This window comes from Paenibacillus sp. S28 (genome assembly GCF_016624415.1).
GTDB lineage: Bacteria > Bacillota > Bacilli > Paenibacillales > Paenibacillaceae > Paenibacillus_AQ > Paenibacillus_AQ favisporus.
The window spans coordinates 37053-63960 of record NZ_JACVTM010000026.1; the positions used below are offsets into that span (position 1 = coordinate 37053).

At 53.6% G+C, this 26908-nt stretch carries 25 protein-coding genes; 24 read left to right on the plus strand and 1 reads right to left on the minus strand.

All coding sequences use genetic code 11. The features are described from left to right. The first annotated feature begins 49 nt into the window (after positions 1 to 49). From spoIIE to lysS, 23 genes are all read left to right on the plus strand, one after another. Positions 50 to 2461 (plus strand): stage II sporulation protein E, encoded by a 2412-nt coding sequence (spoIIE, locus tag IAE55_RS31960; protein WP_438822561.1) that lies wholly within the window; start codon positions 50 to 52, stop codon positions 2459 to 2461. 166 nt (positions 2462 to 2627) lie between these two features. Continuing rightward, positions 2628 to 3365 carry a vWA domain-containing protein gene (locus IAE55_RS31965; RefSeq protein WP_145165230.1) on the plus strand — a complete coding sequence of 246 codons (738 nt, stop codon included), beginning with the start codon at positions 2628 to 2630 and terminating at the stop codon, positions 3363 to 3365. Then, a complete protein-coding gene (locus IAE55_RS31970; RefSeq protein WP_145165232.1) occupies positions 3349 to 4296 on the plus strand; it encodes a serine/threonine protein kinase in 948 nt (315 codons plus the stop codon). The genes IAE55_RS31965 and IAE55_RS31970 overlap by 17 nt, the downstream gene beginning before the upstream one ends. Before the next feature lie 77 nt (positions 4297 to 4373). Then, positions 4374 to 5819, plus strand: a complete 1446-nt coding sequence (tilS, locus tag IAE55_RS31975) for a tRNA lysidine(34) synthetase TilS (protein WP_105442426.1) — start codon at positions 4374 to 4376, stop codon at positions 5817 to 5819. Positions 5820 to 5871: 52 nt separating this feature from the next. Further along, the gene (gene hpt, locus IAE55_RS31980) at positions 5872 to 6411 is read left to right on the plus strand and encodes a hypoxanthine phosphoribosyltransferase (RefSeq protein WP_076176679.1); all 540 of its coding nucleotides are present in this window, start codon (positions 5872 to 5874) and stop codon (positions 6409 to 6411) included. Between the two features lie 113 nt (positions 6412 to 6524). Next, positions 6525 to 8639: an ATP-dependent zinc metalloprotease FtsH gene (gene ftsH / locus IAE55_RS31985; protein ID WP_145165234.1), complete on the plus strand. Its 2115-nt coding sequence runs from the start codon at positions 6525 to 6527 to the stop codon at positions 8637 to 8639. A gap of 442 nt (positions 8640 to 9081) precedes the next feature. Beyond that, entirely contained in the window at positions 9082 to 10020 is a 939-nt protein-coding gene (nadA, locus tag IAE55_RS31990) for a quinolinate synthase NadA (protein WP_145029928.1), read from the plus strand. A gap of 39 nt (positions 10021 to 10059) precedes the next feature. Next, the gene (gene nadB, locus IAE55_RS31995) at positions 10060 to 11676 is read left to right on the plus strand and encodes an L-aspartate oxidase (protein ID WP_145165236.1); all 1617 of its coding nucleotides are present in this window, start codon (positions 10060 to 10062) and stop codon (positions 11674 to 11676) included. Beyond that, complete coding sequence (gene nadC, locus IAE55_RS32000) at positions 11666 to 12532, plus strand: carboxylating nicotinate-nucleotide diphosphorylase (protein WP_145165238.1); 867 nt, start codon at positions 11666 to 11668, stop codon at positions 12530 to 12532. The genes nadB and nadC overlap by 11 nt, the downstream gene beginning before the upstream one ends. A 5-nt stretch (positions 12533 to 12537) precedes the next feature. Beyond that, entirely contained in the window at positions 12538 to 13305 is a 768-nt protein-coding gene (locus IAE55_RS32005) for a type III pantothenate kinase (protein WP_105442423.1), read from the plus strand. Positions 13306 to 13413: 108 nt separating this feature from the next. Then, positions 13414 to 14298 carry an Hsp33 family molecular chaperone HslO gene (gene hslO / locus IAE55_RS32010; RefSeq protein WP_145029920.1) on the plus strand — a complete coding sequence of 295 codons (885 nt, stop codon included), beginning with the start codon at positions 13414 to 13416 and terminating at the stop codon, positions 14296 to 14298. Between the two features lie 17 nt (positions 14299 to 14315). Beyond that, positions 14316 to 15272 (plus strand): peptidylprolyl isomerase, encoded by a 957-nt coding sequence (locus IAE55_RS32015; RefSeq protein ID WP_084204274.1) that lies wholly within the window; start codon positions 14316 to 14318, stop codon positions 15270 to 15272. A 250-nt stretch (positions 15273 to 15522) separates the two neighbouring features. Continuing rightward, the gene (gene cysK / locus IAE55_RS32020; RefSeq protein WP_105442420.1) at positions 15523 to 16461 is read left to right on the plus strand and encodes a cysteine synthase A; all 939 of its coding nucleotides are present in this window, start codon (positions 15523 to 15525) and stop codon (positions 16459 to 16461) included. A 191-nt stretch (positions 16462 to 16652) separates the two neighbouring features. Then, positions 16653 to 18251 carry an anthranilate synthase component I family protein gene (locus IAE55_RS32025; protein ID WP_145165240.1) on the plus strand — a complete coding sequence of 533 codons (1599 nt, stop codon included), beginning with the start codon at positions 16653 to 16655 and terminating at the stop codon, positions 18249 to 18251. A gap of 4 nt (positions 18252 to 18255) precedes the next feature. Further along, on the plus strand, positions 18256 to 18837 hold the full coding sequence (gene pabA / locus IAE55_RS32030; protein WP_105442418.1) for an aminodeoxychorismate/anthranilate synthase component II: 582 nt from the start codon (positions 18256 to 18258) through the stop codon (positions 18835 to 18837). Next, positions 18834 to 19721 (plus strand): aminotransferase class IV, encoded by an 888-nt coding sequence (locus tag IAE55_RS32035; protein WP_145165242.1) that lies wholly within the window; start codon positions 18834 to 18836, stop codon positions 19719 to 19721. Before pabA ends, IAE55_RS32035 begins: the two co-directional genes overlap by 4 nt. Positions 19722 to 19756: 35 nt before the next feature. Beyond that, positions 19757 to 20581: a dihydropteroate synthase gene (folP, locus tag IAE55_RS32040; protein ID WP_145165254.1), complete on the plus strand. Its 825-nt coding sequence runs from the start codon at positions 19757 to 19759 to the stop codon at positions 20579 to 20581. A 59-nt stretch (positions 20582 to 20640) separates the two neighbouring features. Next, positions 20641 to 21003, plus strand: coding sequence for a dihydroneopterin aldolase (gene folB, locus IAE55_RS32045; protein WP_076176691.1), 363 nt, complete (start codon positions 20641 to 20643; stop codon positions 21001 to 21003). Positions 21004 to 21012: 9 nt separating this feature from the next. Then, positions 21013 to 21561: a 2-amino-4-hydroxy-6-hydroxymethyldihydropteridine diphosphokinase gene (folK, locus tag IAE55_RS32050; protein WP_076176692.1), complete on the plus strand. Its 549-nt coding sequence runs from the start codon at positions 21013 to 21015 to the stop codon at positions 21559 to 21561. Continuing rightward, a complete protein-coding gene (locus tag IAE55_RS32055) occupies positions 21513 to 21716 on the plus strand; it encodes a helix-turn-helix domain-containing protein (protein WP_105442414.1) in 204 nt (67 codons plus the stop codon). The genes folK and IAE55_RS32055 overlap by 49 nt, the downstream gene beginning before the upstream one ends. A 64-nt stretch (positions 21717 to 21780) precedes the next feature. Beyond that, the gene (gene dusB, locus IAE55_RS32060) at positions 21781 to 22803 is read left to right on the plus strand and encodes a tRNA dihydrouridine synthase DusB (RefSeq protein ID WP_089549449.1); all 1023 of its coding nucleotides are present in this window, start codon (positions 21781 to 21783) and stop codon (positions 22801 to 22803) included. Positions 22804 to 23072: 269 nt separating this feature from the next. Further along, complete coding sequence (gene greA / locus IAE55_RS32065) at positions 23073 to 23549, plus strand: transcription elongation factor GreA (RefSeq protein WP_076176695.1); 477 nt, start codon at positions 23073 to 23075, stop codon at positions 23547 to 23549. A 200-nt stretch (positions 23550 to 23749) separates the two neighbouring features. Then, positions 23750 to 25264 carry a lysine--tRNA ligase gene (lysS, locus tag IAE55_RS32070; RefSeq protein ID WP_200634854.1) on the plus strand — a complete coding sequence of 505 codons (1515 nt, stop codon included), beginning with the start codon at positions 23750 to 23752 and terminating at the stop codon, positions 25262 to 25264. 46 nt (positions 25265 to 25310) lie between these two features. On the opposite strand, the gene IAE55_RS32075 is transcribed toward lysS, so the two are convergent. After that, positions 25311 to 25967 carry a TetR/AcrR family transcriptional regulator gene (locus tag IAE55_RS32075; RefSeq protein ID WP_200634855.1) on the minus strand — a complete coding sequence of 219 codons (657 nt, stop codon included), beginning with the start codon at positions 25965 to 25967 and terminating at the stop codon, positions 25311 to 25313. 90 nt (positions 25968 to 26057) lie between these two features. Here IAE55_RS32075 and IAE55_RS32080 point away from each other — a divergent pair, with 90 nt between their 5' ends. Continuing rightward, the gene (locus IAE55_RS32080; RefSeq protein ID WP_200634856.1) at positions 26058 to 26597 is read left to right on the plus strand and encodes a hypothetical protein; all 540 of its coding nucleotides are present in this window, start codon (positions 26058 to 26060) and stop codon (positions 26595 to 26597) included. The last annotated feature ends 311 nt before the right edge of the window (positions 26598 to 26908 follow it).

The window sequence follows — 26908 nt, forward strand, 5'->3', positions numbered from 1 at the left end:
GGGGGAAGCGGTCGTGGACGGAATGAGCTGGTCGGAACGGATCCGGAACATGTCGGCCGTGCAGCGGCCGATGCAGTTCCTCGCAGCAAAGAAGTGGATGCTGCTGCTGACTTTTATGGGCTTCTTACTCGGAAAAGCCATGATACTGGACGAGCTGTCGCCGTTTGCGGTCGCCTTTTTTGCAGTCATCGCCTTCATGCGCCGGGATTACATCCTGCCGGTGGGGATGGCCGTAATCCTGGGCTCCCTGTTTGCTCCGTTTCCGGCACCGCTGATTATCGCCGCTGAGCTCATCATCTTCCACCTGATGTATAAAGGGCTGAACGCCTTTGACCACGCCGAGTTATCCTACGCGCCGCTGATGGTGTTCGTCTCCGCCTTCTGCGTCAAAATATTCATGGTGCTGATCGGTCCGCCGTTTACATGGTATGCCCTGATGATGACCGCGGTCGATGCCGTACTCAGCTTTGTGCTGACGCTCGTGTTTATCCAGGCGATTCCGGTGTTTACGTACAGGAAAAAGAACTACCAGCTGAAAAACGAAGAAATTCTATGCTTGATTATCCTGCTTGCTTCCGTCATGACAGGTGCGGTGGGGTGGAGCGTATATAATTTGTCCGTGGAGCATGTCCTCTCCAGGTACCTGATCCTGGTGTTTGCGCTGGTCGGCGGGGCGCCGCTCGGGGCTTCGGTCGGCGTCGTAACCGGGTTGATTCTGAGCTTGGCGGATATATCGGCCATTTATCAGATGAGCCTGCTCGCTTTTTCCGGGATGCTCGCCGGAATGCTGCGGGAAGGGCGGAAAGGGGCCGTATCCATCGGCATGCTGCTGGGCTCTTCCATTTTGTCCATCTATTTCAGCGGTCCGGGCGACGTCATGCAGTCCACCTGGGAAACCTGTATCGCCATCGGACTGTTTCTGCTGACCCCGAAAGCGATGATTGCGGTGATCTCCAAGTATGTGCCGGGGACGACGGATCACAGCAAATCGCAGCATGAGTATGCCAAGCGGGTAAGGGATTTGACCGCCGAGCGGGTGACCCAATTCTCGCAGGTGTTCCGTCAGCTGTCCCAGAGCTTCGGCCAGGTGTCCGGCACGGAGGAGGTGAGCAAGCGGAACGAAGATATGGACCATTTTATGAATGCTGTGACGGAAGGGGCGTGTGCGAACTGTTTCAAGAAAAACCATTGCTGGGACGCGAAGTTCTATCAAACCTATAAATATATGACCGACGTGATGACTTCGGTGGAGGAGAATCCGGAGATGTCGGCTGAGGACGTTCCGGAGGAATGGAAGAGAATGTGCGCCAAAACCGGCGACGTTGTGGATGTCATGAAGCAGCAGTATCATCTCTACCAACATGATATGCAGTGGAAACGGCAAATATACGATAGCCGTCAATTGGTCGCCGAGCAATTATCGGGCGTATCCCAGGTGATGGAGGACCTGGCTAAGGAAATTCAGCGGGAAGGACAAGCGATGTACCGGCAGGAGGAGCAAATCCGGGACGCTTTGGAGAAGCTGGGACTGTCGATCCAGGGGATCGAAATCATTAGTCTGGATCCCGGACATGTGGAAATCGAAATTGTGCATGCGTATACAAGGGGGTACGATGAATGCCGTAAAATTATTGCGCCGCTGCTCTCCGATATATTGGACGAGCATGTGGCCGTGCTGAATGAAACGTTCAGCAGCACCAAAGACGGGCTTGCGACCGTGATGTTCGGGTCGGCCAAAACGTTTGAAATTACGACGGGGGTGGCCGGGGCCGCCAAAGGAGGAGATCTGCTGTCAGGCGACAGCTTTAGTACGGTTGAGCTAGGCAACGGCACTTTCGCCGTGGCGCTGAGCGACGGAATGGGCAACGGAGAGCGGGCGAGGCTGGAGAGCAGCACCGCGCTGAACATTTTGGAGCAGCTGCTGCAGTCGGGCATGGATGAGAAACTGGCGATCAAATCGGTGAATTCCATTCTAATGCTGAGATCCCCGGAGGAGATTTATGCGACAGTGGATATGGCGTTGATTGATCAATATACAGCGGAAACGACGTTTATGAAAATCGGCTCCGCCCCAAGCTTTATCAAACGGGGCAATGAAGTGATTCCCGTCTCGGCCAGCAACCTGCCGATCGGCATTATTCAGGATATTGAGGTGGATCTGGTCACCTTGAAGCTGCAAGCAGGGGATATCGTTATCATGATGACGGACGGCATCTATGATGCGCCGGGTTACGCCGTGAACAAGGAATTGTGGATGAAGCGGATGCTGCAGGAGATTGAAAGTAACGACCCGCAGCATATTGCCGACTGCCTGCTCGAGAAAGTGATTCGTTACCAGCAAAATCAAATTCATGACGACATGACCGTCGTTGTAGGAAAGGTAGAGCATTACCAGCCGGAGTGGGCTACCCTGCATGTGCCGGGCGTCGACCGCATGGAGCGGCCGCGCACGGTCAGCTGACCGCATTGCCGGATCATGATCGGAGGTGAATATGTAAAACTAGTTGTTATCCGTCCCATTGCCCGGGAAATGGGATGGAGAGGCCGGGCAGCCGTTTGAATCTCTCAAAAGTGGAAATACTAGAACCTAAAGGGTGATAGACACTTTTGGGAGGAATGATGCCATCATGAAACAAATTTTATTAATTACGGACGGTTGTTCCAATGTCGGAGCAAGCCCGGTCATGGCCGCGGCTCATGCGCTGCAGGAAGGAATTACGGTAAATGTCGCCGGTGTGATCGATTACGGAACGATTGGGGAGCTTGGCAGCTTGGAAATTGCTGAAATTGCCAAGGCCGGCGGGGGGGTGAGCCGCATCGTGGGGACCAGGCAGCTGGCTCAAACGATGCAGATGATGACACGCAAAACGGTGGTTCAGACGATACAGCAGGCGGTTAATAAGGAGTTAAAGACGATTTTGGGGGACGGATCCCTGGAGGAGCTTCCGCCTCAGCAGCGGTCTCAGGTGGTTCAAGTCGTGGATGAGCTGACCGAAACGACACCGCTTCAAGTTGCCCTGTTGATTGATGCCAGTGCCAGTATGAAGCCGAAGCTGGCTGCGGTCGAGGACGCCATTCGGGATTTGATGCTCAGCCTGCAGGCCAGGGAAGGCCTAAGTGAACTGGCTGTATTCCATTTTCCCGGACGGAACAGCGGAGAGGACGCCGTCATGGACTCCGACTGGATCCAGGATCTTGCCGGAGTGCGCAACTTGTTCCAACGAATCCAAATGAAAGGGGCCACGCCAACCGGACCGGCGATTCTGAAGGTGATTGATTTCTTCCGTTATGGTACACTAGACGGACAAACCTGGCGGGGAAATGACGGAGAAGGAGAAGGGATGCTCGGTGACTACGTCGTCTAGACCGGCATATCCGGCCGGAACGGTAATTACGGGAAAATGGCATAATAACCGCTTTGTGATCCGGCGAGTGCTTGGACAGGGCGGCAATGGCATCGTATACCTCGTTCACAAGGCCGGATACCGGAATTTGTACGCGCTGAAAATGGGGTATGACACGCTGGATCTGCAGTCGGAGATCAATGTGCTGACCTCATTGCAGTCACAGAGCAGGCGCCAGGACGGACTGAAGGGGAGCTTCAAAACTCCGTTTCTGCTGGAAGTGGATGATTTTACGGGGATGGGTAAAGAAGTGCCATTCTACGTGATGCGTTATATTGAGGGGAATCCGATCCATCATTTTATCCGCCGGCGGGGCGAGGAATGGGTTGGAATTACAGGGCTGCGGCTGCTCGAAAAGCTGACCGGCCTGCATCGGCTCGGGTTCATATTCGGAGACCTTAAGCCCGACAATGTCATGGTATCGGATTATGGGCAGGTGGAATTGATCGATTATGGCGGCGTCAGTAAAATTGGACGCAGCGTCAAGCAGTTCACGGAGTGGTATGACCGGGGTTACTGGAATGCCGGCAGCCGCAGCAGTGATGAAGCTTACGACTTGTTCGCTTTTGCCGTGCTGATAATCCAGCTTCTGAATGAAGAGGGACTGAAGGCGGCCTGCGCCCAGCTGCTTCCGCAGACGCGGAACCGTTCAGAGCTGCTCAATCTGATTGGCCGGAGCCCGAGGCTGAAGCCGTATGCCCAATGGCTGCGCAAAGCAATCCAAGGTGAGTTTTCAGGGTCCAGGGAGGCGCTGGCCGCGTGGAAACAGCAAATTTATGCACCGGCCATTTCCGGCAGAGCCCCGGGCAAGACGCCGAGGTGGCTGATCAATACGTTTGCCTTCTCAGTCATTATGCTGGGAGCTGCGGTGTACTTTGTATTTTTTAAATGAGCAACACCAGATCGGTGAGCTGTATAATAGAAGATATTGATACATAGGCATGAATGCGAGAAAAAAGGAGAACATGGATGGAGAGCAGGCAGAAGTTCAGCACAATTAAAGAGCAAGTGCTCCGCACGGCGGAAGAGCACCGCTTATGGTCTCCCCATGACACCCTCGTAGTCGCAGTATCCGGAGGTCCGGACTCTGTGGCTCTTTTGCATGTTCTGAAGGACATTTCCGAAACGGCGGTCCCCCTTAACCTCATTTGTGCCCACGCTCACCATGGGCTGCGGGCGGAAGCGGATGAGGAAGCCGAACTGGTCCGGCGGCTGGCCGCGGAATTAGGCATCCGGTTTGAGATGGCCAGAGTCGACGTACCCTCTTATATGAAGGAGAGCGGCAAGGGGGTGGAGGAGGCGGCCCGGTTCAAGCGCTATGAATTTTTGTTTGAAACGGCGCAGGCGTGCGGCGCCAACACTATCGCTTTGGCCCATCACGCCGACGATCAGGCGGAGACGGTGCTGATGCATTTGCTGCGCGGAAGCGGGCCGGGGGGGCTCCGGGGAATCCGGTTCAAAAGACGGGAAAAAAATGTGGAACTTATCCGCCCTTTCTTACGTATATACAAAACAGACCTCGTGGATATGTGTGAGCAGAATGGTTATCCTTACGCTGTCGACCAGACCAACTTCCAGACCGAGTACAGACGGAATGCAATCCGTCTGGATGTCCTGCCTTATTTAGGGCAATATAATAGTCGGATTGTTCAATCGATCAATCAGATGGCTGACATTATCGGCCCGGAAGACGACTTCGTGGAACAGGCAGCGGTGAACGCATACCGCGAACTGGTACAGTGTAATCATGGAAGGCACGCTTTTCGGGCGCCTTCCTTTTTGGCCTTACATGTCGCTTTACAACGGAGGTTGATTAAACTAATATTAAATTATCTGTCGCCGGGTTCCGAAAACACCGATTATCACAAGATCGAAACCATTCGGCACGGGATTCACCAGAAAGACAGCACAACATGGCACCTGGACCTGGGCTGCGGCCTGGTCTGCATACGCGAATACGATTGGATAACGTTTATGCACGGGATGCCGGAGAAGATGATTGGCTATACATATCGGTTGGATGCAATCGTCCCGGAGTTGTGGTTGGAAGAAATAAGGAAAGTCCTGAGAATGGCGGAGCATACGCCTGAAGTAAATCAATTGTCCAAGATGGCGTTAGACGGTCATCAAGCGGTTTTTGACGCCGATGAGCTGCAGTTTCCGCTCACGATCCGTTCAAGACAGCCTGGGGACACAATGAGAATCATGGGATTAAACGGAAGCAAAAAGGTAAAAGATATTTTCATTGACGCGAAGATACCTCCATCCATGCGCTCCCGCATACCGGTTCTTGTTGACGGTTCAGGCAGCATCGTATGGATCCCGGGTGTAAGGCGTTCGATTCATGCCGCTGTAGGTGCGCATACATCGACGGTGCTTCACTTTTCCCTGGAGGATGCGGGGAATGCGGAGTAACTGTAATGGTCATTGTTAGGCTTTCATAGTATAACGTAGGAGGTTCGCTCAGTTGCAAAACGATATTCAAGAAGTTCTGATCAGCGAAGAAGAAATCCAGAAGAAAATTAAGGAACTCGGTGCCGAGCTGAGCTCGGTATATGAGGGTCGCAACCCTCTTGTGATTTGTGTACTCAAAGGCGCGTTTATTTTTATGGCGGATTTGGTTAAAAATATGACAGTACCTATGGAACTCGATTTCATGGCCGTATCCAGTTACGGGGCGCAGACCAAGTCTTCGGGCGTTGTCAAAATCATCAAGGATTTGGATGTCCCGGTTGAAGGACGTGACGTGCTGATTGTCGAAGATATCATCGACAGCGGTCTCACGCTGAGCCATCTGATTGAGCTGCTCAAGAGCCGCAACGCCAAATCGACGTGCGTGGTTACGCTCTTTGACAAACCTGCCCGCCGAACTGTGAAGCTCGAGGCGGATTATACCGGATTCGTACTCCCTGACGCGTTTGTTGTCGGATACGGTCTGGATTACGCTGAGCATTACCGGAACCTGCCCTACATCGGGATCTTGAAACCGGAAATCTATACCCACTAATTGCGCTACTCAAGCCCATGAGCTTAAGCACGCTCATGCCTTTACCACCTCTATTTGAGATGGTTAGACAGGCTATGGTAAAATAATTAAAGTGTTTTGAGAGGAGGTAGGGGATGAATCGGTTCATCCGGAATTCTGGTTTTTATTTGATTCTTTTTTTAGTTGTGGTGGGCATAGTCCAGTTTGTCAGCAACAGCGGTGAATCTGCTGACAGCCCTAGATACGATCAATTGCGCCAGCAAATCGCTGCTGGTAACGTATCGGAAATTACGGTTCAATTCGACGGTTACGCCTATCTGGTAACCGGTAAATATAAGAATAAACCGGCCGACGTTAAATCAGAGAATTTCTCGACCTACACTCCGGCTACAGATGCTGCAATCGATGAGTTGGTAGCTGCCAGTGACAAAACCGGCATGAAATTCACCCAGAAGAAAATGGAAGGCGAAAGCGTCTGGCTGACGCTGCTCTCCTCCCTGATTCCTTTGGTTATTATGTTTATTCTCTTCTTCTTCCTGTTCAATCAAGCGCAGGGAGGCGGGGGCAAGGTTATGAACTTCGGCAAGAGCCGCGCCCGTCTATATAATGAAGAGAAGAAAAGGGTTACCTTCGAGGATGTTGCGGGAGCCGACGAAGAGAAGCAGGAGCTTGTCGAAGTCGTTGAATTCCTGAAGGATCCGCGGAAGTTTGCCGCGGTAGGTGCCCGTATTCCTAAAGGGGTTCTCCTCGTAGGCCCTCCAGGTACAGGTAAGACCCTTCTCGCCCGTGCCGTAGCGGGTGAAGCCGGAGTTCCGTTCTTCAGTATTTCCGGTTCGGACTTCGTGGAAATGTTCGTCGGTGTCGGTGCATCCCGTGTGCGTGACTTGTTCGAGAATGCCAAGAAGAACGCACCATGTATTATCTTCATTGACGAGATTGACGCCGTAGGTCGTCAGCGCGGTGCCGGACTCGGCGGCGGGCATGATGAGCGCGAGCAGACGCTGAACCAGCTCCTCGTAGAGATGGACGGTTTCGGCGGCAACGAAGGCATCATCATCGTGGCTGCAACGAACCGTGCCGACATCCTCGACCCTGCGCTTCTGCGCCCAGGCCGTTTTGACCGTCAAATTACGGTCGATCGTCCGGACGTGAAAGGCCGCGAGGCAGTACTGAAGGTTCACGCACGCAACAAGCCGCTGACCAAAGACGTCAAGCTGGATGTTGTAGCTAAACGTACGACAGGTTTTACCGGCGCCGAGCTGGAGAACCTGATGAACGAAGCGGCACTGCTTGCCGCACGCCGTAATCGTAAAGACATCTCCATGAGAGAGGTCGATGAAGCGATTGACCGTGTTATCGTCGGTACGGAGAAGCGCAGCCGCGTGATCAGTGACCGGGAGAAACGGATTGTCGCCTACCACGAAGCAGGCCACACGATCGTGGGCTACTTCCTGGAGCATGCCGATATGGTGCACAAGGTAACGATCATTCCGCGTGGACGCGCCGGAGGATATGTGATCATGATGCCGAAGGAAGACCGGATGCTGGTAACCAAGCAGGAGCTGCTTGATAAAGTAACGGGTCTCCTGGGCGGCCGGGTTTCCGAGGAACTGTTTATCGGTGAAATCGGAACCGGTGCATACAGTGACTTCCAGCAGGCTACGGGTATCGTCCGCAGCATGATTATGGAATACGGTATGAGCGAGAAGCTTGGACCGCTTCAATTCGGGTCCACGCAAGGTCAGGTATTCCTGGGCCGCGACCTCGGTCACGAGCAGAACTACAGTGATTCGATCGCTTACGAGATCGACCAGGAAATGCAACGCATGACAAACGAGTCTTACGAGCGGGCGAAAGAACTGCTGACCAAGTACTCGAAAGAGGTTCACCTCATCGCCAACACGCTGCTTGAGAAGGAAACGCTGGAGCTTGATCAAATCAAGGAATTGATCGAGCAGGGTTATCTTTCCGAAGACGGTCCGAAAGAGGGCGGAGATGGTGAAGGTTCTTCCGAAAGCGGTGCCCCAGTGATCGACAACGTCGGTGACGTGCGTGTACGCATTCAGGGCAAGGATAATACCAGCCTGCCAACGGAAGAAATTCCGAACGATGTTCCATCCAACTTGCCGAATGACCCGCCTAGCGATATCAACACGGATACACCGGGCGACATTCCAAATAACAATGATGGGACGAATGAGAATCCAGGTTCGGGCAACGGCGGAACACCGCCGGAATCCAGATCCTAATCCCAATGCAACAACAGCCCGGAGACGGTTAGCCGTCCCCGGGTTTTTTGTGTCGTTTGCCAGGAAATAAGAGCGGCGGCCATTTGGGGTGTTCAAGCATTGAAGCCGATAGCGTTCCGCCTTAACTCTGTCGCACCAGTTAATTTTTTTTTGAGGCATAGTAGCGATAGGGGCGGCTGCAAGCTCCAAACAGAAGCGAGGCGGCCTAATCGGACGGAATCGAGCGGGAAGCTTTGTTTTCTTTCGGCTAGATAGCATATAAAGATCATTTTAGTCAATTGACAGTATCGTGAACCTTGTGTAAATTAGTTGATAAACAAGATGGTCTCGAGGTTGCAACGGGCAACTTTGGGAGAATTTTCACAAACTATTCATGATGTTATGAGGTTATGAAGCCATCAACCGGGTAAAATCATGGGATTTCAGAGGGAGTGGGTTACTGGTGGAAGCTCTGGCACTGGAGCATAAGCAGGAACAAAAGCGGGAACTGACGGAGAAGCTGCTTAAGCTGAAGAAGGAAAGAAACGCCATTATTTTGGCGCATTATTATCAAAGGGATGAAATTCAGGAAGTAGCGGATTTCCGTGGTGATTCCTTCCTGCTTGCCCAGAAAGCGGCTCAAACCGATGCGGAAGTCATCGTCTTCTGCGGCGTTCATTTTATGGGTGAAAGCGCTAAGATTCTGGCTCCGAACAAAACGGTGCTGATTCCGGATGAGCGTGCAGGCTGTCCAATGGCCGATATGGTCAACGTGGACGGACTCCGCAAACTGAAAGCGCAGCATCCTAACGCCAAAGTGGTTACGTATATCAACTCTTCGGCAGAGATCAAGGCGGAAACGGATATTTGCTGTACCTCTTCCAATGCGGTAAAAGTGATTCAATCGGTCGATTCCGATGAGATCATCTGGGTACCGGACAAAAATTTGGGTCACTATGTGCAGCAGCATACCGACAAGAAGCTCATCATTTGGGAAGGGTACTGCAATACGCATGATATGCTGACGGTAAAAGACGTTGTGGAGATGAGAGCCAAATATCCCGACGCCGAGTTTGTCGTACACCCGGAATGCCGTCCGGAGGTCGTGGCTATGGGCGATTTCGTCGGCAGCACTACGGCAATTTTGGAATACTGCAAAAAATCAAGCAGCAAACAGTTTATCGTCGGAACCGAAGACGGTACCGGATACCAGCTTCGTCTCGACAGCCCGGATAAGGAGTTTCATTTCGCCACCAAGTTTTTGGTATGCCCGAACATGAAGGTGAACAATCTGAAAAAACTGGTGAAGTGTCTGGAAACCATGAAGCCGCAAATCTACGTGCCGCCGGTTGTTGCAGATAAAGCCAGAACTTCTTTAGAGCGCATGTTACAAGTACAGTAGCATGCGCTACTCTTTCTCTTAAGACAGGTGAACAGGCACATGATTCCACAATATCTGGTTGACTTTGATCTGCAGACTTTGCCCCGGACCAAGACGGATGTCATCGTCATCGGCTCGGGCATAGCCGGACTGTTTACGGCGATTCAGGCAAGCCAGGACCGGCACGTCATCATGATCACGAAAAAGGCACTGCTCGAAAGCAACACCCGGTACGCCCAAGGGGGGATTGCCGCGGTCATTTCGGAGGACGATTCCCCACAGTATCACCGGCAGGATACGCTGATGGCAGGGGCAGGGCTGTGTTCATCCTCCTCGGTGGACCTCTTGGTCAATGAAGGCCCTGAGGGCGTCAAGGAGCTGATCCGGCTCGGCACAACGTTTGACCTGGAGAACGGGGAGCTTGCCCTGACCCAGGAAGGCGCGCACAGCCACCGGCGGATTTTGCATGCCAACGGGGACGCGACCGGCTACGAAATTGTCAGAGCCCTGGCGGAGAAGGTTGCGGAGCATGATCATATTGAGGTATGGGAGCATCACTTTGTAATAGACGTTATTACAGAAGACGGCGAGTGCAAGGGAGCACTGGTTCAGCGTCCCGACGGGCAGCGGATCTTTGTGCAGGCGAACGCGACCGTGCTTTGTTCCGGCGGCGCGGGACAGCTCTACCGGTATACCACCAATCCGGAAGTGGCCACGGCCGATGGTGTGGCGATTGCCTATCGGGCGGGGGCTGAGGTACGGGATATGGAGTTTATCCAGTTTCACCCGACGGCTCTCTGTTATCCGGGTGCTCCGAGGTTTTTAATCTCCGAGGCGGTTCGGGGCGAAGGCGCCGTTCTGCGGAATATTAAAGGCGAACGTTTTATGGAAAAATACCATGAGCTGCTCGAATTGGCGCCACGCGACATTGTCGCCCGGGCGATCCTCAGCGAAATGGAAGAAACGAAATCCACCTTCGTCTATTTGGATATTACCCATGAGCCGGAGGATATGCTTAAGCATCGGTTTCCGACCATTTACGAAACGTGCATGACTTACGGATTGGATATGTCGACGGACTGGATTCCAGTGGCTCCGGCTGCGCATTATATGATGGGCGGCGTCAAAACGGACCTGAATGGTGAGAGCAGCATCAAGCGGCTGTTTGCCTGCGGCGAAGTGTCCTCGACCGGCGTGCACGGCGCCAACCGATTGGCCAGTAACTCGCTCTCCGAAGCGATCGTGTTTGGACGGCGTATTGTGAACCGCCTGCAGGAACTGTCCCCGCTGGACTGGGAACCCAAAGATATTCGGGTCGATGAGGGGCGCCTTGAATCGCCAAGGCAGGCCATTGTAGAGCGTCGGCTCAAGCTTCAGAAGGTGATGGTGCGGTACGTTGGACTGCGCCGGAACAAGACGCTGCTGTTGAAGGGGCTGGATGAACTGAAGCGCCAGCTGCCGATTTTCCAGTCCGGACTGAGCAAGCGTGAGGAATTTGAATTTGCCAACATGCTGACCAGCAGTCTGCTGGTGACCAGCGCGGCATTGTCCCGGGAAGAGAGCCGTGGGGCGCATTACCGCGAAGACTTCCCCCTGCGGGATGACGAAGGCTGGCGCAAGCATCTGCTGCAGCGGCGGGATCAAGAAATAGTGGAGGAAATCAGCGATGACGTTTAACGGATATGATGAAAGTCTTGTGGAATCCATCCGGCTGTGGCTGAGAGAGGACGTCGGATCGGGAGATGTGACGACGCTGTCGACCATCCCGACAGGACATGAATCCAAGGGAATCATTCATGCCAAGGAAGATGGCGTGGTAGCCGGACTTCCCGTATCGGAGCTTGTGTTTCAAGTCGTGGACCCGGCGCTCACGTTCACGCCTCAAGTATCGGAAGGCGATTTCGTAAAGAAGGGAACGGTACTCGCTGTCGTGGAAGGCAGCACGCACCGGATTTTGACGGGGGAGCGGCTGGCCTTGAATTTGCTGCAGCGCCTGTCAGGCATTGCGACGCGGACACGTTCGTTCGTGGATGCGCTGGAAGGCCTGCCTACCCGCTTGGTCGATACCCGGAAGACGACGCCGGGACACCGCATGCTGGAGAAATACGCGGTCCGCGTCGGCGGGGGAGCCAACCACCGCTTCGGGCTGTATGATGCTGTGATGATCAAGGACAACCATATTAAAGGCGCCGGCGGAATCCGCAAGGCCGTGGAGCGTGCCCGGGCGTTTATTCCTCATACGATGACCATCGAAGTGGAGACGGAATCGCTTGAGCAGGTCGAGGAAGCGCTGGAAGCCGGTGCAGACATCATCATGCTGGATAACATGAGCCAGGATCTGATGAAAGAGGCCGTCCGGCGTATTAAGGCCAAGTCCCCGCATGTGACTGTGGAGGCCTCCGGCAACGTGTCTTTGAAGACTGTGAAGGGGATCGCGGTCTGCGGTGTCGACGTCATTTCGGTCGGCAGACTGACGTATTCCTTCGACAGCCTGGACATCAGCCTTGATCTCAATGCGGTGAAGGAGGGATAGCCCCCGTGATTCTGGTGATCGACATCGGGAATACGAACATCGTCCTAGGGATATACAGAAACCGGGAGCTATTGCATCATTTCCGTCTCAGCACGGTCAATCATTCCACGCCGGACGAGTACGGCATTATGTTCCGGAACATGTTTCAGATGTCCGGGATCCCGGTCAGCGATATTGAGGGCGTGATCATTTCTTCGGTGGTACCGCCTATGGTCCATGTCATTGAGGAGATGTGCCAAAAATATATCCACCATTCGCCGCTCATCGTCGGACCGGGGATTAAAACCGGGCTCAATCTGCGTTACGAAAATCCGCGCGAGGTCGGGGCTGACCGGATCGCCAACGCCGTTGCCGCCGTGGAGAAGTACCAGGGCCCGCTCGTCGTGATCGACTTTGGCACGGCTACCACATTTGACTGCATCGATCCCAAAGGCGCCTATCTCGGCGGCCTGATCGTGCCGGGCATCGGCATTGCGACCGAAGCGCTGTATCAGCGCGCATCGAAGCTGCCTCGGATTGAGCTGGAGAAGCCCAAAAAGGTCATCGGACGAAATACAGTCCATGCGATGCAGGCAGGCATTATTTTCGGATACGCCGGGCAGGTTGAAGGCATTGTAGAGCGGATTCGCGGCGAGATGCAGGTGCCCTCCCTGAAAGTGGTCGCAACGGGCGGACTGGCGGATCTGATCGCCAGCGAAACGAAGGTCATCCAGGAAGTGAATCCGCTGCTGACGCTCGACGGTCTCCGGATTATTTATGAGCGCAACCGCTGAATTGCCAGAAAGATCAACCGGATCACCAAAAAGGCCTGTTTTGCGGTAAAATAGATAGATAAGGGCAGAGCCTTCCCGGCTCATCCAATAAAGGAGGCAGTACACATAATGGAAAACAAACAGGACCGCCTCATCCGGGGCACGGCCATGAACGGACGTGTCCGGGCTTTCGCGGTGAGAACGACGGCTCTCGTGGAGGAGCTTCGCAGAAGGCATGATACGTGGCCTACCGCCACAGCGGCGCTGGGACGCACGCTGACAGCCGCTGGTATGATGGGCGCCATGCTGAAGGGCAAGGAAAAGCTGAGCATTCAAGTCAAGGGCGACGGACCGATCGGACAGATCGTCGTAGAAGCCAACTCCTTTGGCGAAGTGACGGGATACGTCACTAATCCGCATGTCCATTTGCCCAGCAACAGCCAGGGAAAACTCGACGTAGCCGGCGCGGTTGGCCGTGAGGGATACCTGCACGTAACTAAAGACCTGGGCCTCAAAGAGCCTTACCGCGGAAGCGTACCGATTATTTCGGGAGAGCTCGGAGAGGACTTTACGTATTATTTTGCCGTATCGGAGCAAACCCCTACTGCGGTTGGCCTGGGCGTACTCGTCGCTCCCGACAATTCCGTGCTCGTGGCCGGCGGCTTTATCATTCAGCTGCTTCCGGGCCTTTCCGATGAGGAAATCACGGCGATCGAGCAGGCGGTAAGCGCGATTCCGCCGGTAACCACCCTGCTGGACCAAGGGCTGGAGCTGGAGGATATGCTGAAGCAGCTGCTTCCCGATGTAGAGGTTCTCGAAGAGATGGACATCATGTTTCGCTGTCAGTGCTCCCGTGACCGGGTAGAGCAAACGTTGGTCAGCCTAGGCCAAGCGGAACTGGAGCGTTTGATCGAGGAAGATGGACAGGCGGAAGTGGTGTGCCATTTCTGCAATGAAGCGTATGATTTTGACAGGGAACAACTGCAGCAAATTCTTGAACAAGCCATGAAGTAAGGGGCGGGTTCGATGATATGATAACCAGACAGGAGAAGGGGCTGTGGGCCGCGGTCATTATTTTGGCAGCGGGCGTGTTGTTTATGGGGAGTCTGATTGTCATCCGTGGACTTAAACCGGCAGATGAGCCGTCACCGGCTGAAGACAAGCAAGCAGGGGCGGATGCGGTGGCGTCTTTTAACGGCAGCACCATTACGGAAAGCGATTGGGTCGAGGAGCTGAAACGGACGCACGGGGAGGAAGCATTGACGCAGATGCTGAATCACAAGGCGGTATATGCGGAAGCCCAGTCCCTAAAAATTAAGGTAACCCCGGAGGAAGTGACGGAGGAGATTAACCGGGAAATGCAGGGTTACGCTTCCCCGGACGACTATTATCGGGAGATGGCCGACCAGCTGAACCTGACTCCCGAGGAAATCCGGGCGGAAACCGAGTACCGTCTCACACTGCAAAAGATCGCAACCGCAGGAATTCGCATCACGGATGCGGAGGTACAGCGTTATATCGATCAGCATCAGGAGGAGTTTGCAGCCAAGAAGGCTTATCATCTTGCCTGGATTCAGACGGATACCGAAGATGAGGCGAATCGGGTGCTTGACCGCCTGCAGCAGGGAGAGGATTTCGGCACGCTGGCGGCAGCGTACTCCCTGGATGAATTTACACGCGATCAAGGCGGTGACCTGGGGACGGTGGAAGAGGATGATCCTTTTATTGCTCCGGAAGTACTGCAGACAGCCTCAACCCTGAAGCCAGGGGACGCAGCGGGTCCGGTACGGCTAAATGACGGATATGCGGTCGTCCAGCTGATCAGCGTGGAGAACGGCAGTACCAAGAGCAGCGAGGAGATCATTCGGGAGGCCCGCAAACAGCTTGCCTTAAGCGAGGCTGTCCCCCTTTCGCAGCTGGAAGAACAGTTGAGAAACAAATATGACGCCAAAATTTTGATCAAAATATCGCCATCCAAAGCATCCTGAAACGACAGAAGCGGCAGGCAAGATGATGAGCCCTGGCTTACATACGTTTTCAGGATGTTTTCTTTGTTTACAACCAGGCCTTACGTCCGGGTTCGTATTGACATTGAGGTGGAAGGTTGATAAGATGAAGGTATAAATACCTACTTATTTACTCGGATATAGTTTGATCCAAGCCAGCCAGATTCTCTTTCTAGAATTTTGTATACAGCAGTTATTCATCAAATTCATTATAAACAGGGAGGATTTACCTATGGCTAAGGTCGTCAACAACGTAACGGAATTAATCGGAGGAACACCCCTTGTCCGGCTGAACCGGCTTGCACCGGAAGACAGCGCGGAAATTTACTTGAAGCTGGAATATCAAAATCCGGGCTCCAGCGTTAAGGACCGGATTGCGATCAGCATCGTCGAACAAGCGGAGAAGGACGGCCTTCTGAAGCCTGGCGGTACGATTGTGGAAGCGACAAGCGGCAACACCGGTATCGGTCTGGCTATGGTAGCTGCAGCCAAAGGCTACAAAGCCGTGATCGTCATGCCTGAAACGATGAGCCTTGAGCGCCGCAACCTGCTTCGCGCCTACGGTGCAGAATTGGTTCTGACACCGGGAGCTGAAGGCATGAACGGTGCCGTTAAGAAAGCTGAGGAAATCGTGAAGGAAAATCCGGATTATTTCATGGCTGAGCAGTTCAAAAACCCGGCCAACGTGAAGATTCACCGCGAAACGACGGGTCCGGAAATTGTGGAAGCGATTGAATCCATCGGCGGCTCCCTCGACGCCTTCGTGGCAGGAATCGGAACGGGCGGAACGATTTCCGGTGCAGGCGAAGTGCTGAAGAACCGCTTCCCTGACATTAAGATCGTGGCTGTTGAGCCTGCGGCTTCTCCAATTCTGGCAGGAGGCAAACCAGGACCGCACAAAATTCAAGGTCTGGGCGCCAACTTTATTCCGGATATCCTTAACCGTGACATCTACGATGAAATCATTCACGTGGAGAACGACGAAGCCTTTGAAACGGCACGCCGTATCGCCAAAGAAGAAGGCGTCCTGTCCGGTATTTCTTCCGGCGCTGCCGTGTTTGCCGCACTTAAAGTGGCCAAAGAGCTCGGTAAAGGCAAACGTGTCGTGGTAGTCATCCCAAGTAACGGCGAACGCTATTTGAGCACACCGCTGTATAACTTTGAGGCGTAATTAGCGTCTTATACATTGTAAAAACTCTCGCCCCTGCTGCCGGTCTATCCGGCTGCAGGTTTTTTTTGTTCATGCAGCTGCTCATTGGCAGCCAAATCAGGCATCTTTTTGGAAAAGTCTTTTCAAACCTGCCGACTCCAAGTATACTGACAACCAATAGACAGGTCTTGTTACTAAAAGGGGATCAGAAAATGAAGAGAAACGAGAGCGGTTTGATCACCTTGGATCAATGGATGACTTGGGCCGCAGAGGGCATCACGATGTTTCCATATGTGCTGTCGTCCGGAGGATGGGACCGGCAGGAAGAAGAGGAGTTCCCGGCGGCTTGGACGTCAGCCTGGGAACAGGCTTCGCCCTATTCCTTCGTACTCGAGAGCGGTAAGGAGGGGCGGTATACCTACCTGGGGCTGCGGCCGGTGTCGGTTCTTCACGGAAAAGATCACGGTGGCGTCGTGACGCACCTGCTGAGCGGGGCAACTGAGAAGGTGGACGGAAGTCCGCTGCAGGTGCTGCAGCGGTGGATGGCGCCGTACCGGGCTCCCCAGCAGCCGGATCCAGATTTGCCGCCCCTTCTTGGAGGATGCGTTGGCTTTCTAGGATATGACATCGTTCGTTCCCTTGAATCTCTTCCATCCACCGCAGCCGATCTTCCGGCATTCCCGGATTATTTGTGGATGCGGATGGAAGAGTTGTGGGTGCATGATGCAGACAGACGGAAGGTGTACTGCACGGTCCATGTGCATTTTGATGCAGAAGGGCTGGACAGGGATCTGATCGGGCAAAGGCTGGGTGTGCTTTACGAAGAGGCTGCCGAGCGTGCCCGGTCCATGCAGTCGTTGTGGCTGTCCATGGTGAATCTGGACGACGGGATCCAGGCCGAAGCGGACCGGCGGCGAAAGCAGGCGGAGGAGCTGTCCCCCCGGATGGAGTGGCCGCAGCTGCGTACCGGATTCCCGCAGGAATCCTTTGAGCAGGCTGTGCGGGCCATCCAGCAGTACATTCGCGAAGGGGACGTCTTCCAGGTGAATCTGTCGCTCCGTCAGGAGCTAGACCTCCATTCGCCGCCGGAGCAGGCCTATGAATGGCTCCGCCTGCTGAACCCTTCCCCTTACATGGGGCTTCTGCGCTCTCCGGGATTCACGCTGGTCAGCGGCTCTCCGGAACTGCTGGTGAAGCTTCAGGGGGAGCGGATCAGCACCCGCCCGATCGCCGGCACGAGGCGCCGGGGGCTGACCCCGCAGGAGGATGCGGCCATGGCGGCCGAGCTGCTGGGCAGCGAGAAGGAGAGAGCCGAGCATATCATGCTGGTGGATCTCGAACGTAACGATCTGGGGAAGGTAGCGGCGTACGGCTCGGTGCACGTCCCGGAGCTGATGACAGTCGAGCATTACTCTCATGTGATGCATCTCGTTTCTCAGGTGGAAGGCCGGCTCGCTCCGGGCAAAGGCGTATACGACGTGATCGCCGCCTTTTTCCCGGGAGGAACCATCACGGGCGCCCCTAAGGTGAGGACGATGGAGATCATCGAGGAGCTGGAACCGGTAAGGCGCGGGCCATACACCGGCTCAATCGGCTGGATTGACTACAACGGCAATATGGAATTAAATATTATCATAAGAACGATGGCCGTCCTGGAAGGTACGGGATATATCCAGGCCGGGGCGGGAATCGTCATCGATTCCGACCCTTACCGGGAATACCGGGAATGCCAAAACAAGGCTAAAGGCATGATCCTGGCGGTTCTCGCAAGCGAAGAGGAATCCGCCGCCAAATCTGGGATAAGGGGATGAGCATATGATTTTGGTTATCGACAATTATGACTCTTTTACGTACAATCTGGTGCAGTATTTGGGGGAGCTCGGACAGGAAGTGAAGGTATACCGCAACGATGAAATTACCGTATCCGGCATTGAGGAGCTTGCACCCGACCATATTTTGATTTCCCCGGGTCCCTGCACGCCGAACGAGGCGGGAATCAGCCTGGAGACGATTGCGAATTTTAAAGGCAAAATCCCGATTTTCGGCGTATGCTTGGGTCATCAGGCCATTGGGCAGGCATTCGGCGGCAATGTCATCCGCGCTGAACGGCTGATGCACGGAAAAACATCGCCGATCCATCATCACGGCACCTCCGTGTTCGAAGGCCTTCCATCGCCATTTACGGCGACAAGATACCACTCGCTGCTGGTGGAGCGGGACAGTCTGCCGGACTGCCTGGAGATCACCGCAGAAACCGAGGAAGGCGAGATTATGGGACTGCGTCATAAGGAGTATCCAATTGAAGGCGTCCAGTTCCATCCGGAGTCGATCATCACCGATTACGGGCATCAAATACTGCGTAATTTCCTGAAGCAGACCGCAGGCGCCAAAGCATGAAGAAGATAGGATTGAACGGCGGGATCGTGGATGCCGCCGACGCCGTGGTACCTGTAATGGATCACGGCTTTTTATACGGAATGGGGCTGTTCGAGACGCTGCGGACATACCGCGGCCGGCCCTTTTTGCTGGAGAGGCACTTGAAGCGGATGGCAGAGGGCTGCCGGATGCTGGGCATTCCCTTTTCGCCGGAGGATGCCCTTGCGTCCATGCCCGGCTGGATTGAAGCCTTGATGAAGGCGAACGGCCTTGAGGAGGCTTACATTCGTTATACCGTCAGCGCTGGCGTTGATGTTCTCGGGCTTCCCGGGGAGGCGTACAGCCGCCCCAATCATGTTCTGCTTGTTAAGGCGCTGCCCGAGGCGCCGGAGAACCTCTACACCCAAGGAAAAGCCCTGCAGCTGCTGGACACGCGGCGCAACTCTCCCGAAGCTCCGATCCGCCTAAAGTCGCTCCATTACATGAACAACATTTTGGCGAAAAGGGAGCTGGTGGCTGTGAGCGACCCGCGTTCCCGCCAGGCGGAAGGCCTGATGCTCGATGAGCGCGGACATGTCAGCGAAGGCGTCGTCAGCAATGTGTTTTTTGTGAAAGAAGGGGAACTCTATACACCTGATGCATCCACCGGGCTGCTGCCTGGCATTACGCGCCAGGTTGTGCTTGAACTCGCCGGCGCGGCAGGCATCCGCTGCACGGAAGGCCTGTATACGTGGGAAGATCTGCTGGACGCAGATGAGGTGTTCGTGACCAGCTCCATCCAGGAGCTTGTGCCCGTTACGCTCCTGCTGGACAGGCAGGGAACGGGCACAACGGTGAGTCACGGCGCCGCCGGACCGATCACCCGCAGGCTGCTCGATTTGTACCGACAGAAAGCAGGGATTTGACAGTGAAAACGACAATCTACGAACGTAACTTTACGATGGGTCAAGCCGTGCTGAGGCTCGGACAGTCTACCCAGGTGATGGGCATTTTAAATGTAACGCCTGATTCCTTCTCCGACGGCGGCCGGTATGTGGATCCGGACACGGCCGTACGCCATGCGCTCAAAATGATGCTGGACGGCGCTGACCTGATTGATATCGGAGGAGAATCAACCCGGCCGGGATATACGCCGGTATCCGCGGAAGAGGAACTGGCCCGCGTGATTCCCGTGATTGAGGCGATCCATAAAGCGGCCCCGCACATTCCGATCTCGATCGATACGTACAAGGCGGAAGTGGCTCGCCAGGCCATTCTGGCCGGTGCCCATATCATCAACGATATTTGGGGAGGCAAAGGCGATCCGGACATGCTGAAGGTGGCAGCCGAGCTGGGCTGTCCGATTATTCTGATGCATAACCGGCACGATATGGACTACACCGATTTTGTGGAGGACGTCGTCGCTGACCTGAAAGAGAGCGTGCGCCTCGCCTTGGCGGCCGGAGTTCGTCCGGAACATATTATTTTGGACCCGGGGATCGGTTTTGCCAAAAATGGAGAGCACAACTTGAAGCTGATGACCCAGCTGGACCGTTTGAATCAGATTGGATATCCCGTGCTGCTGGCCACGTCCCGCAAAAGGTTCATCCGCAGCGTGCTGGATCTGCCGGTGGATGATTTGGTCGAGGGCACCGCGGCCACGGTGGCATTCGGAATCGCCCAGGGCTGCCAGCTGGTGAGGGTGCACGATGTGAAATCGATCAAACGAACCGTCAAAATGTGCGATGCGATGATATACACTTCAGCGGTTGTGAGCCGAGAATAGACGTTTTAAATACAGGAGCGTTTGGTACGATGTAGATTATTGGGGAGGCGGAGTAGAAAATGGATAGAATGGTCATTCACCGCATGGAGTATTACGGGTATCACGGCGTGTTCGAGGAAGAGCGCAAGCTCGGCCAGCGCTTCTACGTCGATCTGGACATGGAGCTGGATTTGCGCGCAGCCGGAGAGAACGACGATCTCACCCAAACGGTAAATTATGCCGAAGTCCACGAAACGGTCAAAAACGTGGTAGAAACCGAGTCTTTTCGCCTGATTGAAGCTTTAGCCGAACGTATTGCATCTGTTGTACTGGACACTTATACTAGTATCAATGCACTGACGGTCAAAGTGACCAAACCGCATCCTCCATTTGACATCCACTTTCAGGGTGTTACTGTGGAGCTGCATAGAACAAGAAAGTGAGACTCCACCATGAATGCACATTTCACCTCTGAGCTATCAGAGGCTTATATTGCTTTAGGGGCAAATTTGGGTGACCGCGAGCATACGCTAATGGAAGCCATCCGGCGCCTGGATGAAGATCCTCGTATTACGGTAGCCCGCTGTTCCCATCTTTATGAGACGGAGCCTGTGGGTTATGTGGACCAGCCCCTCTTTTTAAATATGGCTGTGTGCGTCCGCACAAGTTTGGATTCCCATGAACTGCTGCACGTGATGCAGGGGATTGAGAACGGGCTTGGGCGCATTCGGGAGATCCATTGGGGGCCCCGGACCGTCGATTTGGATTTAATCTGGATGGAGGGCCGCAGGGAGAACACGGAAGAACTGGTGCTGCCGCATCCCCGGATGGAGGAGCGCGCCTTCGTGCTGGTTCCCTTATCCGATATCGTTCCTCCCGACGAGCCTTCCGGCTTATATACAATCGTAGAGACAGCTCTGGATAAGCTGGATGGAAAGGAAGGTCTGCAGCTTTGGAAAACATGCAGCTGGCGAAGCGCGTCCGCGCCTTCCGGAAGCTAAAAGGCTACACGCAGCAGGAGCTCGCAGCCAAGAGCGGCATATCGCTTGCGGTGTTGGGGGCCATCGAACGGGGAAACCGTCGTGCAGAAGAACAGGTTTTGATCAAAGTAGCGGAAGCACTGGGTGTATCTGTTCAGGAACTGAGGAACGGTTAGACTTTAGAGAAGCAGGAATACTGCTTATGTATATACAATGAATAATAAGGGGGGAAATGATGCGATGCTGAAGATTGGCGATATTGAAATGAAGAACCAAGTTGTGCTGGCACCGATGGCGGGCGTATGTAATCCTGCGTTCCGTCTTATCGCCAAGGAATTCGGAACGGGTCTGGTCTGCGCAGAAATGGTCAGCGGCAAGGCGATCGTTCACGGCAATCAGCGCACGCGGGAAATGCTATATGTAGATGAGCGCGAGAAGCCGCTCAGCCTGCAGATTTTCGGAGGGGACCGGGATTCCCTGGTGGAGGCAGCCAAAGTTGTGGACCAACAGACCAACGCCGATATTATTGATATCAATATGGGCTGTCCGGCTCCGAAAGTGACTAAAATCGACGCCGGTGCACGCTGGCTGCTCGATCCCCAGAAAATTTATGAAATGGTCTCCGCGGTCGTGGATGCAGTCGATAAACCAGTGACCGTGAAAATGCGAACCGGATGGGACAGCGACCACATTTATGCGGTGGAGAACGCCCAAGCGGTAGAACGCGCCGGAGGCCAGGCAGTCAGCCTGCACGGCAGAACCCGGGAACAGCTGTATACGGGACATGCCGATTGGAGTATTATAAAGCAAGTTAAAGAGTCGGTATCGATCCCGGTCATCGGTAACGGTGACGTGGTTACGCCAGAAGACGCGCGGCGCATGCTCGACGAAACCGGATGTGACGGGGTTATGATCGGACGCGGCGCTTTGGGAAATCCGTGGATGCTGTACCGTACGATTGAGTACCTCAAGAGCGGTGAGCTGCTTCCGGAGCCTGCGGCTGAAGAGAAGATTCGCATTGCGATTCTTCATATGGACCGTTTGATCGCGCTGAGAGGCGAGTTCGTGGCGGTACGTGAAATGCGCAAGCATCTGGCATGGTACCTGAAAGGTCTCAAAGGGTCCGCGCGGATCAAGGATGAGATTATGGAAGGAACGAAGCGCGACGAAATGGTCGGAATATTGGAGGATTTTGTGGCGAACCTGAACCAGCGTGCCGAAATGGAAGCCGAGGAAATAGGTGTGGAAGCGGTGGCCCAATAAGATGGGCGGCCGCGGCTGCACCCCTGTCATTGACATTTTGAAACGGTTACCATATAATTTTGCAGTATAAATTCGACTCTTCGTTTAACAAGCAGCAGGAGGATGTTCTGATCCTTCAAATTTTGCATATAGTTTTGCATATATATAGATTGAACTAAAGTAAGCATTGCCATCTCCTGACCACGGAGCAAGAACGTAAGTTTCTTTAGTTCATTCTATGGAAGCAGGATGTTTTTTAATTTATTTACATGACAGGAGAATCGGTTAAGATGAGCGATAAAGAAGTCATTCTTACACAGGACGGACTTAAGAAGCTGGAAGACGAACTCGAGAACCTGAAATCGGTGAAGCGCCGCGAAGTCGCGGAGCGGATCAAGGTTGCCATCGGCTACGGTGATATCAGTGAGAACTCCGAATACGAAGACGCCAAGAACGAGCAGGCTTTTATTGAAGGCCGAATCATTACTTTGGAAAAAATGCTGCGCAATGCCCGGATCATCAATAATGATGAGATCAACACGGACATTGTGGGCGTAGGTGCTACGGTAACGGTGCAGGACCTGGAATTCGGCGATACGATGGAATATACGATCGTCGGTAGTGCTGAATCCGATCCGCTGAACAATAAAATTTCCAATGAAAGCCCGGTCGGCAAAGCAATCATCGGCAAGCAAAAAGGAACCGTCGTGGATGTGAACGTTCCTGCGGGCGTCATTCAATATAAAATCATCGATATCAAAAAGTAATATCCATGCTTTAGGATTGAAAGAAAGCTTCCTTGAGGAAGCTTTTTTTCAAGATTGTGGAATGTAACACTTGAGCTAACGTCGAGGCAAAGGAAAGGCCCCACTTGGTGGGGTTATTTTCGGATATAGATGGCAGACGGCATGCCGCTTGGACAAGCGGGAGAGGTATAGCAGTGAAATGAAGGAGATGAAGACTGACCATGTCAGAAGAAGTGAACAACCAGGAACAGGAAATTGAATTAAGCGAGATGCTGAAAATCCGCCGGAGCAAGCTGGACGAGCTGCGTGCACTGGGGATCGATCCTTTTGGCAAAAAATACGACAGAACCAGCATGGCCGGCGATCTGCTGAGTAAATACGACGGCATGACAAAAGAAGAGCTGGACGAGCAGCACGCCGAAGTTCGGGTTGCCGGACGGATTATGGCCAAGCGTGGCATGGGTAAGGCTATTTTTGCTCATATTCAGGATCTCAGCGGCAAAATCCAGATCTATGTGCGCCAGGATTCCGTGCCTGAGCATGCGTTCGAGGCGTTCCGCCTGCTGGACCTGGGCGATATCGTCGGCATCGCCGGAACGATGTTCAAGACGAAGACCGGGGAAACGACGATCAAGGCCAGCGAGGTGGAGGTTCTGTCGAAATCCCTTTACCCATTGCCTGATAAATACCATGGCCTCAAGGACGTGGAGCTTCGTTACCGTCAGCGTTATGTGGATTTGATCATCAATCCGGAAGTACAGCAGACGTTCATTGCCCGCTCGCGGATTATTCAATCGATGCGCCGTTACCTGGATTCACAGGGCTACCTGGAAGTCGAAACTCCGACACTGCATGCGATTGCCGGCGGAGCCGCGGCCAAGCCGTTTATTACGCATCATAACGCGCTGGACATGCAGCTGTATATGCGGATTGCCATCGAGCTTCACTTGAAGCGCCTGATTGTGGGCGGTCTGGAGAAAGTATACGAAATCGGACGCGTATATCGTAACGAGGGTATCTCCACTCGCCACAATCCGGAATTTACGATGATCGAGCTGTATGAGGCTTATGCCGATTACAAAGACATCATGAACTTGACCGAGAATATGATCGCGCATATTGCGCAGGAAGTGCTCGGCACCAAAGTCATCAACTATCAAGGGCATGAAGTCAACCTGACTCCGCCTTGGCGCCGGGTATCCATGGTGGATGCGGTCAAGGAAGTCAAAGGCGTGGACTTCGGCGTGCATATGACGGACGAGGAAGCTCACCGTCTGGCCAAAGAGCATAACGTCAAAGTCGAGCCGCACATGACATTCGGTCATATTTTGAACGCGTTTTTCGAGGAATTTGTTGAGGAAACGCTGATTCAGCCGACGTTTGTGACCGGGCATCCGGTGGAAATTTCGCCGCTTGCAAAGAAAAACGAGCAGGACCCGCGGTTTACCGACCGTTTTGAGCTCTTTATCGTGGCCCGTGAGCATGCCAATGCGTTCAGCGAGCTGAACGACCCAATCGATCAGCGCCAGCGCTTTGAAGCACAGCTGAAGGAACGCGAGCAGGGCAATGACGAAGCGCATGAAATGGATGAGGATTTCCTCACCGCGCTGGAGTACGGCATGCCGCCGACCGGTGGCCTGGGTATCGGCATCGACCGTCTGGTGATGCTGCTGACGGATTCTCCGTCGATCCGTGACGTGCTGCTCTTCCCGCATATGCGGAATCGTCAGGAGTAGTTTTCAGGTTTAGAGGGAAAATAAATAAAAGGAACAACTGTCGTGATCATGTATCACGCGGCTGTTCCTTTTTTGCGTTTGAGTCAGGCTTCTGTGCCATGGAATGGACACCCGGCTGGCATAAGGATAACAAATGCCGCTTGATGACCGCGACCATGACCTCGGGGGTCACACGCTCCGGACGCATTACGGCATGGATGGCCAGGCCGTCGAGGACGGCGTAGAAGCGTTCCACTTCGATGGCAAAATCCAGACCGGGAAGCAGGAGCTGGCCTTCCGATAAGCCGTTGAAGACGGTAACGAAAATCGACCGCAGCTCGTCGTCCACCTGATGGCGCAGCGTACGCAAGGAATCATCCGACAGCGACTTGACGACAAAAGAAAACCACACCTCCATTTCCAGCCGCTTTTCGTTGTCGGTAGGGAGAACCTCATGCAGAAGAGAAGGAATGTCCTGCATCAGGTCACCGGAGAAGACCGTATCATATATGCGCTTCGATACCCGCTCGGATACCCGTTTCATGGAATAGGACAGGAGCTCGGATTGGGTTGAAAAATAATGCCGCATCGAACCTACGGAGATCCCCGCCTCTTCCGCAATGTTTCGGACGGAAGCTTGCTCGATACCGTGCTTCTGAATGACGCGCCAGGTGGCCTCGGCCACTTTGGCTTTCTGGAGTTCATGATCAACAATTTTAGGCATGTCTCCATTATACCACGTGCTTGATTTATTTAGTACGACTGTGGTAAATTGATTTTAGCACATTTGTATTAAATAAGGAGTGGGATAGGTTTGATCGGTATATGGATTGTTGGGTGCGAAATAGCCTTCTGGGTCTTGGTTTTAGCCGGGCTTAGCGTCCGGTATTTGGCAGGATGGAAAAAGGGCGGTGCCGCGCTGCTGTTGATGACTCCTGTAGTTGACCTTCTCTTGATCATTCTTACGATTATGGATCTGCGCGGCGGAGCCGAGGCGGAATTTATGCATGGGCTGGCTGCGGTGTACATCGGTGTAACCATTGCTTTTGGCCACCGGATGATTCATTGGGCCGACGAGCGGTTCGACTATCGTTTTGGAGGAGGGCCTAAGCCCCATAAGGCCCCCAAATACGGGAAGGCACATGCAAGACGAGAGCGGCAAGGGTGGTTCAGACATGCGCTGGCTTGGGTCATTGGTTCGATTCTGATCTTTCTCATGATTGTGGTCGTTAATGACCCCGAGCGAACCGAAGCGCTTAAGCAAGTTCCGTTACTTTGGGCATGCATTGTTGGCATTGATTTCGTTATAAGTTTCAGCTATACACTTTGGCCAAGGAAGGGCAAAGGCTACTAATTATCCGCAGGTGCCGCAGCTATGGAATGCATGGTTAAGTAGACAGTCGGCACCTTATAAGTACTACTAAATAATAAATTCAGAAAAAGACTTGCATAATACAATAATGCGTGTTATATTAATATTCCGGCCAATGATTTGGTTGTAACTTGAATCAAATCACAAGCTTTCATATTAAATCTGAAAAAAGATTTAAAAAAAGAGCTTGCTAAGTTGAGCTGAACATGATATACTATAAAAGTTGCTGAGGCGATGAGCTACCGGTAACGAAACGAAGTTTGATCTTTGAAAACTGAACAACGAGTGAGTAT

Coding starts and splice junctions, on each gene's coding strand:
- spoIIE (WP_438822561.1), top strand. CDS start 50: ATGTCGGCCGTGCAGCGGCCGATGCAGTTCCTCGCAGCAAAGAAGTGG.
- IAE55_RS31965 (WP_145165230.1), top strand. CDS start 2,628: ATGAAACAAATTTTATTAATTACGGACGGTTGTTCCAATGTCGGAGCA.
- tilS (WP_105442426.1), top strand. CDS start 4,374: ATGGAGAGCAGGCAGAAGTTCAGCACAATTAAAGAGCAAGTGCTCCGC.
- ftsH (WP_145165234.1), top strand. CDS start 6,525: ATGAATCGGTTCATCCGGAATTCTGGTTTTTATTTGATTCTTTTTTTA.
- nadB (WP_145165236.1), top strand. CDS start 10,060: ATGATTCCACAATATCTGGTTGACTTTGATCTGCAGACTTTGCCCCGG.
- nadC (WP_145165238.1), top strand. CDS start 11,666: ATGACGTTTAACGGATATGATGAAAGTCTTGTGGAATCCATCCGGCTG.
- hslO (WP_145029920.1), top strand. CDS start 13,414: ATGGAAAACAAACAGGACCGCCTCATCCGGGGCACGGCCATGAACGGA.
- IAE55_RS32015 (WP_084204274.1), top strand. CDS start 14,316: ATGATAACCAGACAGGAGAAGGGGCTGTGGGCCGCGGTCATTATTTTG.
- cysK (WP_105442420.1), top strand. CDS start 15,523: ATGGCTAAGGTCGTCAACAACGTAACGGAATTAATCGGAGGAACACCC.
- IAE55_RS32025 (WP_145165240.1), top strand. CDS start 16,653: ATGAAGAGAAACGAGAGCGGTTTGATCACCTTGGATCAATGGATGACT.
- pabA (WP_105442418.1), top strand. CDS start 18,256: ATGATTTTGGTTATCGACAATTATGACTCTTTTACGTACAATCTGGTG.
- IAE55_RS32035 (WP_145165242.1), top strand. CDS start 18,834: ATGAAGAAGATAGGATTGAACGGCGGGATCGTGGATGCCGCCGACGCC.
- folP (WP_145165254.1), top strand. CDS start 19,757: ATGGGTCAAGCCGTGCTGAGGCTCGGACAGTCTACCCAGGTGATGGGC.
- folB (WP_076176691.1), top strand. CDS start 20,641: ATGGATAGAATGGTCATTCACCGCATGGAGTATTACGGGTATCACGGC.
- folK (WP_076176692.1), top strand. CDS start 21,013: ATGAATGCACATTTCACCTCTGAGCTATCAGAGGCTTATATTGCTTTA.
- dusB (WP_089549449.1), top strand. CDS start 21,781: ATGCTGAAGATTGGCGATATTGAAATGAAGAACCAAGTTGTGCTGGCA.
- greA (WP_076176695.1), top strand. CDS start 23,073: ATGAGCGATAAAGAAGTCATTCTTACACAGGACGGACTTAAGAAGCTG.
- lysS (WP_200634854.1), top strand. CDS start 23,750: ATGTCAGAAGAAGTGAACAACCAGGAACAGGAAATTGAATTAAGCGAG.
- IAE55_RS32075 (WP_200634855.1), bottom strand. CDS start 25,967: ATGCCTAAAATTGTTGATCATGAACTCCAGAAAGCCAAAGTGGCCGAG.